This window comes from Brevundimonas sp. UBA7838, assembly GCF_002500885.1.
Lineage (GTDB): Bacteria > Pseudomonadota > Alphaproteobacteria > Caulobacterales > Caulobacteraceae > Brevundimonas > Brevundimonas vesicularis_C.
Genome location: NZ_DLTK01000056.1, coordinates 1 through 16,291, shown reverse-complemented (window position 1 = coordinate 16,291; position 16,291 = coordinate 1). Strand labels below are relative to the sequence as shown.

Sequence of the window (16,291 nt, the reverse complement as noted above, 5' to 3'; positions counted from 1 at the left end):
CGCTGAACGAACTGGCCGCCATCGACCGGGCGCTGGCCGCCATGTCGGTCGGTCAGGACGCCGTGAAGTTCGATCCGACCATCGTGCGCGGCCTGGAATATTACACCGGCGCCGTGTTCGAGGCCGAGCTGCTGCTCGACACGGTTGACGACAAGGGTCGTCCCGTCCGCTTCGGCTCCATCGGCGGCGGCGGTCGCTATGATGATCTGGTCGCCCGCTTCACCGGCCACAGCACGCCGGCGACCGGCTTCTCCTTCGGCGTCTCGCGTCTGGCCTCGGCCCTGCGCGCGGCGGGACGGGGCGCCGAGGACGCCGTGCGCGGCCCCGTGGTCGTCATCGTCTTCTCCGAGGACGACATGGCTCATTATCTGACCGCCGTCGCCGAACTGCGCGCCGCCGGGATCGCCGCCGAGCTCTATCTGGGTCGCGCTGGCATGAAGGCGCAGATGAAATACGCCGACCGGCGCGGCGCCCCGGCTGTCGTCATCCTGGGCGGCGATGAGATCGCCGCCGGCGAGGTCACGATCAAGGATCTGGACGCCGGCCGCGCCGCCGCCGCCGCCATCACGGACAACGACGCCTGGAAGGCCGAACGCCCCGGCCAGATGAAGATCGCCCGCGAAGGCTTGGTCGCCGCCATAAAGTCCATTGTCGAATAAGCTTCGATAATGGCCCGCCTCTAAAAATGGGTTATCAGTGATAAGTCGAAGAAAGTTCGACTCTTGCGAAACCGGTCGTTGACGACCGACCGGCCCTTGCGTCAAATGACCTCACTCGAGGGCAAGCGTTGCTCAAGCGCGCAGCACTCGAAGGCGTTTCGGGGAGGAAACGTCCGCTCTTTAAAGAGCGCGAAAGCCCGCTGCGATGTATCCCCCGCAGCGGGCTTTTTCGCGTCTGGAGCCCAGACAAATCATGATAAAATCTCGACCAATTTTCTATGCGACGTCGAGATCGAGCATCTGGTTCTCGATATGAAAAAGGCCGGGGCGAACCCCGGCCTTTCCATTCTCGAACAAGCGTCGCCCTACCAGAGGCGGACGCGTTCCTCGGGCGTCAGATAGTATTTCGTGCCCGGCTGGACGTCGAAGGCGTCGTACCAGGCGTCGACGTTGCGCAACGGGCCGATGACGCGGAACTGGGCGGCCGAGTGCGGGTCGGTGGCGACCTGCTGCTTCAGCGCCTCGTCGCGATACTTCGACTGCCAGACCTGGGCCCAGCCGTAGAAGAAGCGCTGGTCGCCGGTCGCGCCGTCCAGAACCGGTGCCGACTGACCGTTCAGCGACAGGTGATAGGCCTCGAGACCGACGGCCACGCCGGACGCGTCACCGATGTTCTCGCCCATCGTCAGGCCAGGGTTGATGTGATAGCCGGCGATGGGCTCGTAGGTCGCATATTGCGCGCCCAGACGCGCCGTCAGGGCCTCGAAGTTGGCCTTGTCTTCCGGCGTCCACCAGTTGCGCAGCACGCCGTCGCCGTCGGACTTGGAGCCCTGGTCGTCGAAGCCGTGGCCGATCTCGTGCCCGATCACGCCGCCGATGCCGCCATAGTTGACCGCCGCATCGCCATTCGGATCGAAGAAAGGCGGCTGCAGGATCGCGGCCGGGAAGACGATCTCGTTGTTGGCCGAGTTGTAGTAGGCGTTGACGGTCTGCGGGGTCATGCCCCACTCCGACTTGTCGACCGGCTCGTTCAGACGGGCCAGATCGTAGTTCCACTCGAACAAGCCGCGACGCTCGGCGTTGCCGACCAGGTCGTTTGCGCGGATGTCCAGACCGGAATAGTCGCGCCACTTGTCGGGGTAGCCGATCTTGACGGTGAACTTGCGCAGCTTCTCCTGCGCCGCCGCCTTGGTCTCGGTCCCCATCCAGGTCAGGTTGTCGATCCGGTGCGACAGGGCGGTGCGCAGATTGGCGACCAGCTCTTCCATCTTGGCCTTGGATTCGGCCGGGAAATACTGGGCGACGTAGAGCCGGCCCGTGGCCTCACCTAGCGATCCTTCGGCGAAGGAGATCGCGCGCTTTTCGCGGGTGCGCTGCTCAGGCTGACCCGACAGATCGCGCGAACGGAACTCCCATTGGGCGTCGGCGAAGCGTTTGGACATCAGCGGCGCCATGTCGTCGGCGGTGTGGAAGGCCTGCCAAGCCTGCAGCAGTTCGACCGGCGTCTCGGCGTAGATGGCCGCGATCTTGGGCATGGCCGTATCCTGACGCACGATCAGGCGCGGCACGCCGCCCAGCTTGGCCGCATCGTAATAGGCCTGCCAAGCGAAGCCCGGCGCGTCCTCGGCCAGTTTGGCGATGGTGAACTCGTTGTAGGTCCGGTCGCGGTTGCGGTTCTCCACCGGGGTCCAGTGGGCCTCGGCGATCTTGGTTTCCAGCGCGACGATCTGAGCGGCGGTCTCGGTCGGGTTGGTCCAGCCGATCATCTCCAGCATCCGGCCGACATAGGCCTGATACTTCTCTTTCTTGTCGGCGAAACGGGCGTCCAGATAATAGTCGCGGTTCGGCAGGCCGATGCCCGACTGGCCCGTGGAGACGACGTAGCGGGTCGGTTGCTTGGAATCGATCGTGATGCCGGTGCCGAAGAAGGACGAGCCGAAGCGGCCAGCCGTCTGGCCCATATAAACGGCCATCTTGTCATGGCTGTCGGCGGCGCGGATCGCGGCCAGGTAGGGTTGCAGCGGCTGAGCGTCCAACTGCTCGATGCGCGCCTCGTCGATGTAGGACCGATAGGCGTCAGCGACCTTGGCCTCATCCGATCCGGGCGCCAGGTCGGTGCGGTTGGCCAGGCCCAGCACCAGTTCCTTCATGCGGTTGTCCGACAGTTCGCGCAGCAAGGCGAACGAGCCATAGCTGGTGCGGTCCGACGGAATGACCAGCTTTTCCAGCGCCTTGCCGTTGGCGTACTGGAAGAAGTCATCGCCCGGCTTCACCGAGGTGTCACGGCCGGCCATGTCGAAGCCCCAGGTCCCGTAGCGAGGCGCCTCGGTGCCCTGCCAGCCGGCTGCCGTCTCTTCGCCCGAGAACAGCGAAACGATGGTGCAGGCGTCGTCGATGCAGGCGTGGTCGTGACCGATATCCTGAGCCAGAACCGTGCTGGCGGGCAGAAGAAGGGCGCCGACGGCGGCCCCGATAAGCAGACGTTTCATCACTATGTCCCTGTTCCCACCCGGCATTTGGATGGTTCGGCGCAGACCCTAGTCCGGCGAGGGGGGGTGTCGCCTTAAAAAAAGTTCATGATTCCGATGCGGCCTCTCGCCACAGCGCCGGGATCAGGGTCAGATACGTCGACGCGAGGAGGGCGGATGCACGGTCAGGGCGGCGACTATAAGGATCTGGTGGTCTTTCTGGCGGCCGCCGGCGTCATCGTGCCCCTGGTCAATCGGCTCAAGGTCAGCCCCGTCCTGGGCTTCCTCGCTGCGGGCGTTTTGCTGGGGCCGGACGGCCTGGGTCGGTTCACGCAAAGCCTGCCCTGGCTGTCGTGGCTGACCATCGGCGATCCGGGCCAACTGGCGCAGCTGTCGGAACTGGGCGTTGCCTTCCTGTTGTTCATGATCGGTCTGGAGCTGTCGTGGGAGCGGCTGCGCGCCATGCGTCGGCTCGTGTTCGGCCTGGGGCTGATGCAGGTCGTCGTCTGCACCGCCGTGCTGGCGGGCGGCTTCATGCTGATGGGACAGACCTTGGCCAGCGCCGTCGTGTTGGGCATGGGCCTCGCCCTGTCCTCGACGGCCGTGGTCATGCCCGTACTGGCCGAGCGGGGGCGGCTGAAAGGGACGGTCGGCCGTTCCACCTTCGCCATCCTGCTGGCTCAGGATCTGTCGGTCGCGCCGATCCTAATTACCGTCACCGTCCTGGCGGCGCTGGCCCAGCAGGGCGGCGCGCTGGATCCCACCGTGCTGGGACGCGCCCTGTTCACCCTGGTTCCGGCCGCCATCGGCCTGGGTCTGATGGTGCTGCTGGGACGCGTGGTGCTGCGGCCGATGTTCCGATCGGTGGCCAAGGCGCGCAAGGCCGCTCAGGGCGGCGAACTGTTCGTCGCCGCCTCCCTGCTGGTGGTGGTCGGCGCCGGTCTGGCCGCCCAGGCCAGCGGCCTGTCGATGAGCATCGGCGCGCTTTTAGCCGGCGTGCTGCTGGCCGAAACCGAGTTCCGGCGCGAGGTCGAGGTTTCCATCGAACCGTTCAAGGGGCTTTTGCTGGGCGTCTTCTTCGTCGGCGTCGGCCTGGGTCTGGACCTGGACGCCATCGCCGCCGATCCGGTCGGCGTCTTCGGCCTGGCCCTGGCCCTGACGATCGTGAAGACCGGCGTCATCTTCGGCCTGGCGCGTTTCTGGGGCCTGGGCGCCCGACCGGCGCTGGAGACGGCGCTCGTTCTGGCGCCGGCGGGCGAGTTCGCCTTCGTGGTCTTCGCCACCGGCCTGGTCGAGGGGCTTGCGCCGCCGCAGCTGACCAACACCGTGGCCCTGTCGGCGACCGTCAGCATCTTTTCGATCCCCCTGCTCGCCCTGCTGGGTCAGAAGTTGGCGCGCAAGTCGGCAGCCGCAGGCCATCCCGTCGAGCTTCCAAAGCTGGAGGCGGCCGACGGCGCGGTCATCATCGTCGGCTTCGGGCGCGTCGGCCGATTGATCGGGGAAATGCTGAAGGCGCACGATCAACCCTTCATCGCGCTGGACACCGATGCGGGCGCGGTCGCCGCCGGCCGACGTGATGGATTCGATGTCTTCTATGGCGATGCGGGGCGGCGCGAGATGCTCCAGCACTGCGGCGTCCAGTCCACCCGCGCCCTGATCGTCACCATGGACGCGCCGACGAAAGTGGACGAGGTGGTCACTACGGCGCGGTCGATGCGCGACGACCTGATCCTGATCGCCCGCGCTCGCGACGACCAGCACGCCATTCGGCTGTATGGACTGGGCGTCACCGACGCCGTGCCGGAGACGACCGAGGCCAGTCTGCAGCTCGCCGAAAACACCCTGGTCGACTTGGGCGTGCCCATGGGCCTGGTGCTCGCCTCGGTCCACGAACGTCGCGATCAGTTTCGCAAGGCCTTCCAGTCGGCCATCCCGATCGAGCGTCGCAATCGCCCCAGCCGCGCGCTGCGCCGCACGCTGCGCCAGGCGCGCGTCGACCCAGCGCCGGAGTAAGGGAAGCCCCTTACAGACCGGCGCCGGACCCATTTTCGTCATGGTTCCGTGATGCAAGCGCGCCTCTCCATGACTGCATCTGCGGAGCAGAAGCGCCCTTTCGGTTCGATCCAAGGGCTCAGATATTCATTCGAGGTCGCTGCCGGGCCCGCCCCGACCAGAGACCGAAAGTAGAGTAAAAGCCTGATTATATGACAGATACCGTCGCCTCCCTCGCTGTCGAGCCCCGCTTGAACCGCCGCCAGGCCGCCAAGATCCGCACGCGACAAAAGGTTCTGGACGCCGCCCGCTCGCTCTTCGCCGAGCGCGGCTATGAGCCCGCCACGATCCGCGACATTGCCAAGGGCGCGGGCATGTCCACCGGCGCCGTCTTCGCCAACTTCCAGGACAAGGCCGAACTGTTCGAAGCGGTCCTGACCGAGGACATGACGCGTCTGGCCGAGGTGGTCGAGGCCGCGGCGCCCGAAGGCGAGCCCGTCCGCCAGCGCCTCGTCAGCGCGCTGAGCGCCGGCTATCACTCGTCGCTGGACCAACTGCCCCTGTTCCAGGCCATCGTGGCCCGCTCGTGGTTCCAGCCCCTGGCCGCCGAAATGCGCGCCCGCGCCGCGACCAAGAACCTGCTGCTCGCCATCAGCAACATCCTTCAGGATGCGGTGGCCAAGGGCGAGCTGTCCAAGGACGCCGACAGCCGTCTGCTGGTCGAGCTGATCTGGGACGCCTATCTGTCGAACTATCGCCGCGCCGCCTATGACGAATGGGACGCGCAGGCTTTGTCGGATCATATGGGCAAGCAGATCGACGTGATCCTGGCCGGCGCCATCGCCGCCAAATAGGCCAGAGCAAAGCCGCTTTTCGAAAGGCCGGGTCCGCCAGCGCGGGCCCGGCCTTTTTCGTGAGCGTCAGGTTCGGCGTTTCAGGGTGACGTAGAAGGCGCCGTTTCCGCCATGCTTCTGGTGGGCGATGGTGAAGCCCGACACCACGCCGCGCAGTGCGGGCGAATGCATCCATTCCGCAAAGGCCGAGCGGATCACCCCGCCGCCCATCCGACCCTGTCCGGTGATGACCAGCACCGCACGCATTCCGCGCGCCTGGCAGGATGTCAGGAAGCCTCGAAGCTGATCCTCAGCCTCGAACCGGCCAAAGCCATGCAGGTCGATGCGCGCCTCGATGGGATCGCGTTCGCGCGACAGCCGCTGCTTGCGGCGCGGCTCCAGATCCTCGGGCGCGAGCTTGGGCTTGTTCGGCGAGGGTCGCTTTTCCGCCGGTGGCGCGACAGCAGTGCGTTTGGGAGACGCCTTGACCAGGGGGCGCGGGCGCTCGATGGGCGTCACCACGATCTCGGGCGGCGTTTCGGCGCCGGGCGTGACTCGGGCGGCCTTGCGCGTCCTCGGCGTCACGACCGATCCGGCCACACGGGTCCAGATGCGACGGTCTTCGGGCGTCAGTCCGTTTTCGTCACGGCTCGAGCCCTTTCGCCTCATGCCTCGCCGTCGTCCTCGATCGTGTCGCCGGGACCAGGCTCGTGCGCCAGCAAGTCACCGGGCTGGCAGTCCAGTTCGCGGCACAGGGCGTCCAGGGTCGAGAACCGAACCGCGCGCGCCTTGCCCGTCTTCAGGATCGACAGGTTCGCCACCGTCACCCCGACCCGGTCGGCGAGTTCGGTCAACGACATGCGGCGTTCCACGAGGACGCGGTCGAGCTGGACGCGAATGGCCATGCGGAAATCCTACTTCGAAACGGCTCAGATCGTCAGTTCGGATTCGCGACGCAGGCGCGCGCCCTCGCGGAACACCTCCGCCAGCACGAAGACGATGAGCACGGAAAAGATGGGGGTCAGCAGTTCGCCAAAGCCCTGCGGATCCATGACGCCGGGCGCCAGCCGCTTGGCGACGAAGCCTTGAGCCACCCAGACGCCGCCGGTCACGACCGCCAGGGTCAGGCCGATCTGGCGCAGACGGCGCACGTTATCGGGCTGGAACGGGTCGCCCATGGTCAGGGTGCGGATGATGCGACGCAGGCTTCGCAGGATCAGCATGAACCCGCCGAAATAGGCGGTCGCGGCGCCCAGACCGAATAGCAGCAGGGTGCGCGTCAGCGGCAGTTGCTTGCCGCCGGAATCTCCGCTGACGGTGATGTTCACATTGTCCAGGGGAATGAAGATCGCGGCGATGACCAGCAGCAGCAGAATGCCGGTGATCAGCCAGAGAAGGATATAGGCGACGTCCAGAACTACTTTCAGCACGCTGGACACCGAACCCGGACCGAGCGCCTTAATCGGCGCGCCCAGCCAGTTCGGAACGCTTGCCTCGCCTCGCTTCAGCGGATTTGGCGGCAGGGGCAGGCGCATGGTCTTTTTAATCTCAAGCCGGGGAAGGCGGGGCGATGGCCACGCGGGGTCCGGCGAACCCGCGCGCGGCTCTATACATCGCGGTCTTCATGCAGGTCGTCAAAGCTCCAGTGATCGAAAACAGAGGGATCAAAGGGCTTGGAACAAGGTGACGACCAGGGCGGTGGGCAGGGCGGCGATCAAAACGGTGCTGACAAAAGCAGCGCCGACCTTGTCGAGCCACATCGAGGTGTTCATCGTATGCATTGTGGTTCTCCGTCTTTCGTGTTTGGGCGATTATCGCCGTTTGGATTTGTTAGTCGCATGATCGTTCCCGATTATCCGGAAGTCCTGAACGCTGCGACCTCGTTCGTGACGATCAATAGATAGGCCGTGCGGGCGAAAAAGGCACGTTACATATCGTTTAACGATATTAAACTTTGGCAATAGACTGTTTCAGGAGCGTGATCGACGATGAATCTCAAGCTTATCAAGGGGATGCGGATCGTCGTGGCGACGCATAACGCCGGTAAGGTTCCAGAAATCTCGGCGCTGCTGGGCGGAAATTACGAACTCGTCACCGCAGGCCAGCTGAACCTGCCCGAACCCGATGAAACGGAGAGCACCTTCACCGGCAACGCCATGCTGAAGGCGCGCCACGCGGCCGAACTGTCGGGAGAGGTTTCGCTGGCCGACGATTCCGGCCTGTCGGTCGCGGCGCTGGATGGCGCGCCGGGCATCTTTTCTGCGCGCTGGGCCGGACCGGGCAAGGATTTCGCCGTCGCCATGAAGAAGGTCGAGGAGCGGCTGGAAGAGATCGGCGCGACGGACCGGACCGCCTGGTTCACCTCGGCCTTGGCGGTCGCGTGGCCGGACGGCCCCTGTGTGGTGGTTCAGGGCGAGGTCCACGGCCAGCTGACCTTCCCCCCACGCGGCGATCGGGGATTCGGCTACGACCCGTTGTTCATTCCGACTGGCGGCGATCAGACCTTTGGCGAGATGGAGCCGGCGGCCAAGGACGCCATCAGCCACCGCACCGTCGCCTTCGCCAAGCTGAGAGCTGCCCTGATTGACTGATCCGCTTGATCCGGGATCGGACGTCGGCCTCTACGTCCACTGGCCTTATTGCGCGCGCATATGCCCCTACTGCGACTTCAACGTCGTGCGCGATCGCGGGCGCACCGAGGAACACGCCGGGCTGGTCGAGGCGATCCTGGCCGATCTGCGCGCCCAGAGATATCTGACAGGTCCGCGACGACTGGCCTCAATCTTCTTCGGAGGCGGCACGCCGTCGCTGATGGCGCCCGACGCCGTCGCACGCATCGTGGCGGCGGCCCGCGACCTGTTCCCGCCCGCCGACGACATCGAGATCACGCTGGAGGCCAATCCCACGGACGCCGAGGCCGGCCGGTTCGCCGCCCTGGCCGACGCCGGAATCAACCGCCTATCAATGGGCGTTCAGGCGCTGGACGACGCCGCCCTGCGTTTTCTGGGTCGCGACCATTCGGCGGCCGAGGCCCTGCGCGCGGTCGATCTGGCCCGCCGCGCCTTCGACCGTCTGTCCATCGACCTGATCTACGCCCGCCCGGACCAGACGCCTGAAGATTGGGCCGCCGAACTGACGGCGGCGCTGGCGCTCGGATTCGAGCACGTCTCGCCCTATCAGCTGACCATAGAGCCGACGACCGCCTTTGGCCGGGCCTTCGCACGGGGAACCCTGACCCCGCCCGACGAGGACCGGGCCGCCTCACTGTACGAAACCACCCAGGATGTCCTCTCGGCCGCCGGCTTCGAAGCCTATGAGGTGTCCAACCACGCGCGCGGTCCCGCCGCCCGGTCGTCGCACAATCTGCATGTCTGGCGCGGCGGCGACTATCTGGGACTTGGCCCCGGCGCCCATGGCCGGCTGACGCTGGACGGCGTCAGGACCGCGACCGTCGCCCACCGCCGCATCGCCGATTATGTGGCGGGCGTCTCGGGCCTCACGCCCTGGTGCGAGCGCGACGCCCAGGCGCCGGTCGACGCCGCCGAAGAACGTTTGCTGCTGGCCCTGCGCACCACCGAAGGCACGCCTGTCGCCCTGCTGTCGGCGCTCGGCCTGTCGGCTGAATGCGCGCCGGTCGCGGACCTGATCGCCGACGGATTCCTGATGCTGAAGGCCGAGCGACTGATCGCCACCGAGCGCGGCCGCCCGGTGCTGGACGGCGTGCTGAAGGCGCTGCTGACCTAGGCCTTCTTCAGCCCCAGCATTCCCAGCCAGCCGCCGCTGGTCAGCAAAGCGACGTCCAGCAGGGCCAGCGGCAGCGGCGTCGAAACCGGCGCGGCGATGAAGCGCGAGCGCCAGTCCGGGCCGAACTTGGCCTTATAGCTGCGCAAACCCTGGAAGCCGTAGAGCGCCCCGCCCTCTTCGAACACCAGCGCGCCGACGCGAGCGAAGACCGGCGCGATGCGTCGATCCTCCAACCCAGCCAGCGGCGCCATGCCCAGGTCGAAGCTGGCCAGGCCTTCCGCCTTGGCCCATTGGGCGCAGCGGATGAAAAGATAGTCCATCACCCCATGCGGCGCGTCCGGCCGATGGCGCATCAGATCCACCGCCGCCTCGTCCGGCGAGGTCAGCAGATTGGCGAAGGCGACGATGCGGCCGCCCTCCTTGACCACCGCCAGCGGCGTCAGGTCCAGATAGTCGACGTCGAAGCGCCCCAAGGAGAAGGATTTCTCCGAGCCCTCGTGCATGGCGAGCCAGGCGTCCGAAATCTCGCGCAGCTCGTCCGCTATCGCTGCGGCCGAACCGGGCGGCAGAACCTCGAACGAGGAGCCTTCACGCTCGGCGCGATTGATGGCTGTGCGAAGGTTCTGCTTGCCCTTGCCCTCGATGGAGAAGCGGTGGGCGTCGATCACAGCCGTCTCGCCGACCTTGCGCACCGCCAGCCCCATGGTCGCAAGATCGCCCAGCACCTCTTCGCTGACCGAATAGAAGACCGCCGCCCCACCATAACTGTCGGCCATCTCGGCGAAGGACCACAGCAACTCCAGCCGTTCGCTCTTGAGCCCTGCCGGTTCGCCCATGGCGATCCAGCGCCGCCCCCGCACGCGATAGGCCAGGAAGCTGGAACCCGACGGGCTGAACATCAGCGCCTTATCGCCCAGCATGGCCAGCCAGGCCTCGGGCGAGGCCTTATCGGCCGTCCGCAGCGCCTGAAGTGCGCGATCGATGTCGGCCTTGCTGGCCGGTCCGTGACTGTGGGCGCCGGGCGAGCTCAGCAACGAGCGGCCGGCCACGACCAGCGTCAGGATCGCCAGAACCAGCCCGGCCCGAAGGAAGCCGGACGCCTGACGATCACTCAGGAAGCGCCACCAAAGCTCGTCATTATAGGCCACGTCGCGATAGGCGAAGAAGCCCAGCCACAGCATGGCCGCCACCACCGCCGTCAGCAGCAACAGCCAGCTGGGCCGCAGCGGCTCGCTGAGACGCGAGCGTCGGTTGAAGGCCGTGCGGCACGGCGCCAGGAGCGCGGCGACGACCAACAGATCCGTCGCCTGCTGCCAGTCTAGACCTTTCAGCACCGAAAACACCGCCCCGGCCGCCAGGACCAGCAGGGCGGCCCAATAGGCGCCGCGTCGACGCCGCCACAGACCGGCCGACAAGAGCAGAAGCAGGAAACCGGCGATGCTGCCAACGAAGTGCGACAGGTCGATCAGGATCGGAGAGACAACGCCCGTCAGCTGGCGCAACCGACTGTCGAACTCGGGCGTCACCGCAGAGGCCAGCATCAGCGCGCCTGCGCCGAAGGCCAGCACCGCAAAGATCTGGGGCGTCAGCTCGAAGGCCAGACCCGCCAGTCGGCGGATCAGACCGGATGTGTGCCGGGGGCGGCTGGACAAACGTGGCCTCTCGAATCGCGGATCGCCCGAACATAGACCAAGAATCGTCCAACCGGGGCGCTGCCAAGGTCATTTCGGGGCATACGAAACAATCCGTAACAGAGCGAGTATATAGGGGTGCGGGCGTCGGGCCCGTGTAACAGGGGATAGTCTCCCATGACCATCAAGACCGCTCTTCTGGCTGGCGCCGCCGCCTTCATGACCGCCGCGCCGGCTCTGGCGCAAGAAACCACGCCCGCTCCCGCCGCCGCGCCTGCCGCCGCTGCGTCCTCGCAGCAATCGCTGTCGCTGAACCCCGGATCGAGCGTTTCCGGTCCTGATGGCGAGCTGGGCAAGCTGGAAGGCGTTCAGAACAACGCCGAAGGCAAGCAGGAACTTACCGTTCGCGGCGCCGACGGCCAACTTCGCGCCGTGCCGCTGAGCGGCATCCGTCAGGAAGGAACCGGCGTCGTGGTGGCCTACACCAAGGCCGAGTTCGACGCCGCGGCTCCGATCGCCGGCGCCCCGGCGGCCCCTGCCGCTGATCCGGCCGCCACGCCCGCGCCGACCGCGGAACCTGCGGCCGAACCGACCGATCCGGCGACCACCGAACCGGCAACCCCGGCTCCGGACAGCGCCACGCCGGCTCCGACCGAGCCGCAGTAAGACAGCTCTCTCAGGCTGAATGACCAAGGGCGGCCGGGTTTCCCGGCCGCCCTTTCGTCTGTCTGCAACCCGGCGCCGACAATGGCGCAGCAAAAAGGGCGGCTCGTGAGAGCCGCCCTTTTCCTTATCGACCGACTGTCGGATCAAGCGCGACGCTTGACCAGTCCCAGAAGGAACAGCAGCAGGCAGGCGCCCAGGAACGCCACGATCAGGGTGACGAAGTTGAAGCCGCCAACCGGCGTGCCGAAGACGTTGTTCGAGATGAAGCCGCCGAGCAGAGCGCCGATGACGCCGACGATCAGGTTTGTCAGCAGGCCGTGATTACGACCCATGACCTTTTCAGCCAGCCAGCCGGCGACGATGCCGATGACGAGCCAACCAATGATTCCGAGACCCATGCTGTGGTTCCTTCCTTTAAAAGCCAAGCTGTTGCAGTAAATGCGGCTCGGGCCATACGGTTGCGTCGTGGCTCTAACCTCGCCGCAATAAGGCCGAATTCGCGTCAGGCGCGATCCGGCACGGCGATTGCCGTGATCGACGTGTGTCGTCCCGCATCGGGACAGACGTTGAGACGAGGATCACCGTCATGGCCGACGACATCGACCTTCATCTGGGCCGCCGCTTGCGCCGCCGTCGCCGCCTGCTGGGCCTGACCCAGCAGCAGTTGGCCGTCCAGGTCGGCATCCGCTTTCAGCAGATCCAGAAGTACGAATGCGGCGCCAACCGCATCTCCGCCGCGCGCCTGTGGCAGTTGGCCGAGGCGCTGGAAACGCCCGTCGCCTATTTCTACGATGGCCTGGCCGAGGCGATGGAGGCCGACGCACCGACTCCCAAGGGCGGCGAAGTCTTTTCGCGCAAGGAAACGCTGGATTTGATCCAGGCCTACTATCAGCTTGACGAACGGCCCCGCCGGCGTTTGCTGGATCTGGCCAAGTCCCTGCACGCGGGCGACGCGGCCGCCGCCTGATCTGCGCGTCTCCCCGATCTGCACGTCTCAAGGGGCGCCCATGCCGGCGAAAGCGCGGTAAGGGAATCCCATGACCGAATACGAAGCCTTCGCCATCGAACTGGCGCGCGAAGCCGCGCGCGTGACCCTGCCCTTTTTCCGCTCAGACATCGGGCATGAAGACAAGGGTGGCGCGGCCGGCTTCGATCCCGTCACAGAAGCCGACAAACAGGCCGAGGCCGCCATTCGCCGTCTGATCGCCGCCCGCTATCCTGATCACGGCGTCATCGGCGAGGAGTATGGCGAGGATCGACCGGACGTCGAGCACGTCTGGGTGCTGGATCCCATCGACGGCACGCGCGCCTTCATCTCGGGTCTGCCGCTGTGGACCACGCTGATCGCCCTTCGCACGGCCAGCAAGCCGATCGTCGGCGTCATCGCCCAGCCCTATCTGGACGAAATCTTTATCGGCGGCCCGTCCGGCGCGCGCCTGTTGCGCGGCGATGTCGAGACGCCGCTGGCCGTGCGGTCCTGCGAGAAGCTGACCGACGCCGTCATCTCGACGACGGACCCCGACATCTTCAACGGCGCGGAACTGGGCGCCTGGACCCAGGTGCGTGCGACCGCCCGCCTGGCGCGTCTGGGCTGCGACGCCTACGCCTACGCCATGGTGGCGGCGGGCAAGATGGATCTGGTCGCCGAGTCCAGCCTGAAGCCCTGGGACTGGTCCGCCCTCGTGCCTGTCATCGAGGCGGCGGGCGGCAAGGTCGTCAACTGGCGCGGCGCAGCGCCGGACGACAGCGGCCAGGTCCTCGCCGTCGGCGACGCGCGTCTGATCGACCAGGCGCTGGTGACGCTGAAACGCGCGGCCGCCTGACGCCCTCAACTGGCGCATATTGACGCAGGTCGCGAGACGGCGTCAGGGTGCGGACGGTTGTGGGGACGGATTTCGATGGCTGGGCAGTCCAAACTGGTTGTCGGCGTCGACGTGCCCTGGGTCACGAGTTGGAGCGGCGAAGAGATTACGGGCGCCGCGCCATGCCGAACCGTCGGCGGCCGTCTCGCCCTGATGCAGGCCAGCGCGCCCGGCAGTGGCAAGCCGCAATATTCGAAGAACCATCTGGTCCGACAGCGCCTCACGGTCGCGCGCATGCTGTGCCCGATGTGCGGCGAGCCGACTGAGGATAGCGATCGCTGGACCCAGATCGCCGCGCGACGATGCGCCGGTCAACTCAGGGCGCGCGGCGGTCAGGTTCGCGCCGACATCGCCGACGACCGGGTCATGATCGACGCCGGCTCGATCGCGCCCCTGCACCGCCGCTGCGTCGACCGCTCGATGAAATACTGCCCGCACCTGCGCGCCAGCGACGATGTGATGGTCATGCGCTTCCCGCGCGAGTGGATCGTTCTGCCCCTGCTGATCAAGGCCGAGACCGGCCCCGGCGTCGCCGTCGCCTTCCTGCAGCTATGCGGCATCACCCAGACGATCGACCGACGCTGGCGCACCGAAACCGCCGCCTAGCGATCAGCCCGCCGTCACGTCCGCAGTCCTCGCCGAAGGATCGGCGGCCGCGTCGGCCGTAGGCGCGACCAAATCGGTCATGGCGTCGAACTCGTTCAGGAAGACGGCGCGCAGGTCGTCGGCCTCCATGATGACCTCGTGCTTGGCGCCGGCGACCTCGACGTAGCGGCCGCGCGGGATGCGTTTGGCGGCCCATTGGTTGGTTTGTTTCCAGACCACGTCGTCGGCGCTGGCCTGAACGATCACGACCGGCGCCTTGACCGCCTTCAGGGCCTTGGGCTTCAGCGCGCGCTCGCCGGCGTCCAGCGCAAAGGCCAGCCAGCCATAGGTGGGACCGCCGATGGCCAGGTGCGGACAGGCGTAAAGCTGCTGACGCCACATCTCGTATCGGCTCTCGTCCGAGGTCAGGGCGTCCTCGGCGAAGTTGTGGTCGAACGGATCGTCGGGGTCGCCCAAGATGTAGTCGCCGGCCTGGCCGTGGCGAATGTTCCAGCGCACCACCAGCTTGACCGACCACATCGACCGTTTGCCGGTCTTGATGCGCAGCATGGGGCTGGACAGGACCGCGCCGGCGAACCGGTCCTCGCCGCTTTCCAGCGACAAGAGATTCAGACAGGCGCCCATCGAATGGCCGACCATGATCCACGGCTTGGGGCAATGGTCCTCATAGGCGTTCAGCAGGCGGTTGTAGTCGTCCAGAAACTCCTCGACCGCACGGGCGTGACCCTTCAGCCGGTCGGGCAGCAGGCGGGCCGACAGCCCCTGGCCTCGCCAGTCGTGGGTCAGCACGCACCAGCCGCGCGCCAGGAAGTTGCCGATCACCTCATAGTATTTTTCGATGGGCTCGGTGCGGCCGGGGCTGAGCACCACGGTGCCGCGCACCTTGTCCGCAGCGAGATGAGACGGCTTCCACAGCCCGGCGCGCAGGCGCATTCCGCCCGCGCCGCGAAACCAGTCGCCCTTTCCGCCGGGCGGCGGGGCGGCGCCGGGAACCCCCATAAGCGGGGCGTTGGCGGCGAAGGCTTGGGCGCGGTTCACTCGGGCTTCCTGAACTTCAAGGTCATGCGATCGCTCTCACCGATCGCGTCATATTTGGAGCGGTCGAAGGCGGGGTCCGCCGGTTCGCCGCGCGGCGCCGTCAGGCGCGTGGGCGCCAGGGTGTCGACGCCGAACGGGTGATCCTTGGTGTCTTCCGGATTGGCGTTGATCTCGGACGCCTCGACGAAGACGAAGCCCGCTTCGGCCGCCAACTGGCGCACGAAGGCTTCCTGGACATAGCCGTTGGCCGCGACCGGATCCTGATCCTGCGCAGGGGCTAGCCGGTGCTGTTCGATGCCCAGGATACCGCCGGGGCGCAGGGCGGCGAAGGCGTCGGCGAAGGCCTTTTCCGCAATGCCCGCCGCCATCCAGCCATGCAGGGTCCGCATGAACAGGCACATCTCGGCCGTACCCGCCGCAATCACCGGGCCGGACCCCGCGCCGAAGACCGAAAATTGCGGCTCGCCATAAAGCTTCTTGTCGCTGGAGAATCGCGTGCGGAAGGCGGTGTTCAGCACGGCCTGGGCCGGATCGGCGGTCGGTCCCTCGGGGAACAGGGCGGCGACATAGGTGCCCGCCCCCTTGGCCAGATAGGGGGCCAGGATTTCGGTGTACCAGCCGCTGCCGGGCCAGAACTCCACCACCGTCATCTTGGGTTGAAGACCGAAGAACCGCAGCGTCTCCATCGGATGACGGAAGGCGTCGCGCGCCTTGTCCTGGGCCGAGCGCCACGATCCCTCGACCGCCCATTCCAGCGAGCCTTCCGGCGGCCCGGCCGGCGTGGGCGGCGCA

17 protein-coding genes are annotated in these 16,291 nt (G+C 66.7%); 9 read left to right on the top strand and 8 right to left on the bottom strand.

Going from position 1 to position 16,291, the window contains the following annotated elements; translation table 11 throughout:
* The coding region (locus B3T77_RS04230; RefSeq protein WP_292077533.1) for an ATP phosphoribosyltransferase regulatory subunit at positions 1 to 659 on the top strand (659 nt) is incomplete at its 5' end.
* A 365-nt stretch (positions 660 to 1,024) separates the two neighbouring features.
* Here B3T77_RS04230 and B3T77_RS04225 read toward each other — a convergent pair.
* Positions 1,025 to 3,148 carry a M13 family metallopeptidase gene (locus B3T77_RS04225; protein WP_292077531.1) on the bottom strand — a complete coding sequence of 708 codons (2,124 nt, stop codon included), beginning with the start codon at positions 3,146 to 3,148 and terminating at the stop codon, positions 1,025 to 1,027.
* 156 nt (positions 3,149 to 3,304) lie between these two features.
* Here B3T77_RS04225 and B3T77_RS04220 point away from each other — a divergent pair, with 156 nt between their 5' ends.
* Together B3T77_RS04220 and B3T77_RS04215 are read left to right on the top strand one after the other, a co-directional pair.
* Complete coding sequence (locus tag B3T77_RS04220) at positions 3,305 to 5,140, top strand: cation:proton antiporter (protein ID WP_292077529.1); 1,836 nt, start codon at positions 3,305 to 3,307, stop codon at positions 5,138 to 5,140.
* A gap of 191 nt (positions 5,141 to 5,331) precedes the next feature.
* Positions 5,332 to 5,973 carry a TetR/AcrR family transcriptional regulator gene (locus B3T77_RS04215; protein WP_039243898.1) on the top strand — a complete coding sequence of 214 codons (642 nt, stop codon included), beginning with the start codon at positions 5,332 to 5,334 and terminating at the stop codon, positions 5,971 to 5,973.
* A gap of 66 nt (positions 5,974 to 6,039) precedes the next feature.
* Here the strand turns inward: B3T77_RS04215 and B3T77_RS04210 are convergent, their stop codons facing one another.
* Genes B3T77_RS04210 through B3T77_RS04200 form a run of 3 tightly spaced genes read right to left on the bottom strand, consistent with a single transcriptional unit; the run spans position 6,040 to position 7,487 of the window.
* Positions 6,040 to 6,621, bottom strand: a complete 582-nt coding sequence (locus B3T77_RS04210; protein WP_292077527.1) for a Smr/MutS family protein — start codon at positions 6,619 to 6,621, stop codon at positions 6,040 to 6,042.
* Positions 6,618 to 6,857 carry a helix-turn-helix domain-containing protein gene (locus B3T77_RS04205; protein ID WP_017504942.1) on the bottom strand — a complete coding sequence of 80 codons (240 nt, stop codon included), beginning with the start codon at positions 6,855 to 6,857 and terminating at the stop codon, positions 6,618 to 6,620. Before B3T77_RS04205 ends, B3T77_RS04210 begins: the two co-directional genes overlap by 4 nt.
* A gap of 24 nt (positions 6,858 to 6,881) precedes the next feature.
* Positions 6,882 to 7,487, bottom strand: a complete 606-nt coding sequence (locus tag B3T77_RS04200; RefSeq protein WP_055754340.1) for a DUF2975 domain-containing protein — start codon at positions 7,485 to 7,487, stop codon at positions 6,882 to 6,884.
* A 453-nt stretch (positions 7,488 to 7,940) separates the two neighbouring features.
* Between B3T77_RS04200 and rdgB the strand changes: the two genes are divergently transcribed.
* Together rdgB and hemW are read left to right on the top strand one after the other, a co-directional pair.
* A complete protein-coding gene (gene rdgB / locus B3T77_RS04195; protein WP_292077523.1) occupies positions 7,941 to 8,543 on the top strand; it encodes an RdgB/HAM1 family non-canonical purine NTP pyrophosphatase in 603 nt (200 codons plus the stop codon).
* Positions 8,536 to 9,696, top strand: coding sequence for a radical SAM family heme chaperone HemW (gene hemW / locus B3T77_RS04190; RefSeq protein ID WP_292077520.1), 1,161 nt, complete (start codon positions 8,536 to 8,538; stop codon positions 9,694 to 9,696). Before rdgB ends, hemW begins: the two co-directional genes overlap by 8 nt.
* Here hemW and B3T77_RS04185 read toward each other — a convergent pair.
* Positions 9,693 to 11,348: a GNAT family N-acetyltransferase gene (locus tag B3T77_RS04185; protein ID WP_292077518.1), complete on the bottom strand. Its 1,656-nt coding sequence runs from the start codon at positions 11,346 to 11,348 to the stop codon at positions 9,693 to 9,695. The genes hemW and B3T77_RS04185 overlap by 4 nt on opposite strands.
* A 156-nt stretch (positions 11,349 to 11,504) precedes the next feature.
* Here B3T77_RS04185 and B3T77_RS04180 point away from each other — a divergent pair, with 156 nt between their 5' ends.
* The gene (locus B3T77_RS04180) at positions 11,505 to 11,993 is read left to right on the top strand and encodes a hypothetical protein (protein ID WP_292077516.1); all 489 of its coding nucleotides are present in this window, start codon (positions 11,505 to 11,507) and stop codon (positions 11,991 to 11,993) included.
* 143 nt (positions 11,994 to 12,136) lie between these two features.
* On the opposite strand, the gene B3T77_RS04175 is transcribed toward B3T77_RS04180, so the two are convergent.
* Positions 12,137 to 12,391, bottom strand: a complete 255-nt coding sequence (locus B3T77_RS04175) for a GlsB/YeaQ/YmgE family stress response membrane protein (protein WP_039243891.1) — start codon at positions 12,389 to 12,391, stop codon at positions 12,137 to 12,139.
* 188 nt (positions 12,392 to 12,579) lie between these two features.
* Between B3T77_RS04175 and B3T77_RS04170 the strand changes: the two genes are divergently transcribed.
* The 3 genes from B3T77_RS04170 (at position 12,580) to B3T77_RS04160 (ending at position 14,461) form a co-directional block, all read left to right on the top strand.
* Positions 12,580 to 12,960 (top strand): helix-turn-helix domain-containing protein, encoded by a 381-nt coding sequence (locus tag B3T77_RS04170; protein WP_055754334.1) that lies wholly within the window; start codon positions 12,580 to 12,582, stop codon positions 12,958 to 12,960.
* A 70-nt stretch (positions 12,961 to 13,030) separates the two neighbouring features.
* Positions 13,031 to 13,816, top strand: coding sequence for a histidinol-phosphatase (gene hisN, locus B3T77_RS04165; protein WP_292077511.1), 786 nt, complete (start codon positions 13,031 to 13,033; stop codon positions 13,814 to 13,816).
* A 75-nt stretch (positions 13,817 to 13,891) separates the two neighbouring features.
* Positions 13,892 to 14,461, top strand: coding sequence for a hypothetical protein (locus B3T77_RS04160; RefSeq protein WP_292077510.1), 570 nt, complete (start codon positions 13,892 to 13,894; stop codon positions 14,459 to 14,461).
* A 3-nt stretch (positions 14,462 to 14,464) separates the two neighbouring features.
* Here B3T77_RS04160 and B3T77_RS04155 read toward each other — a convergent pair whose 3' ends face one another.
* Together B3T77_RS04155 and B3T77_RS04150 are read right to left on the bottom strand one after the other, a co-directional pair.
* Positions 14,465 to 15,499 carry an alpha/beta fold hydrolase gene (locus tag B3T77_RS04155; protein WP_292077509.1) on the bottom strand — a complete coding sequence of 345 codons (1,035 nt, stop codon included), beginning with the start codon at positions 15,497 to 15,499 and terminating at the stop codon, positions 14,465 to 14,467.
* On the bottom strand, positions 15,496 to 16,291 hold a 796-nt coding region (locus B3T77_RS04150; RefSeq protein ID WP_292077508.1), incomplete at its 5' end, for a class I SAM-dependent methyltransferase. The genes B3T77_RS04150 and B3T77_RS04155, both read right to left, overlap by 4 nt.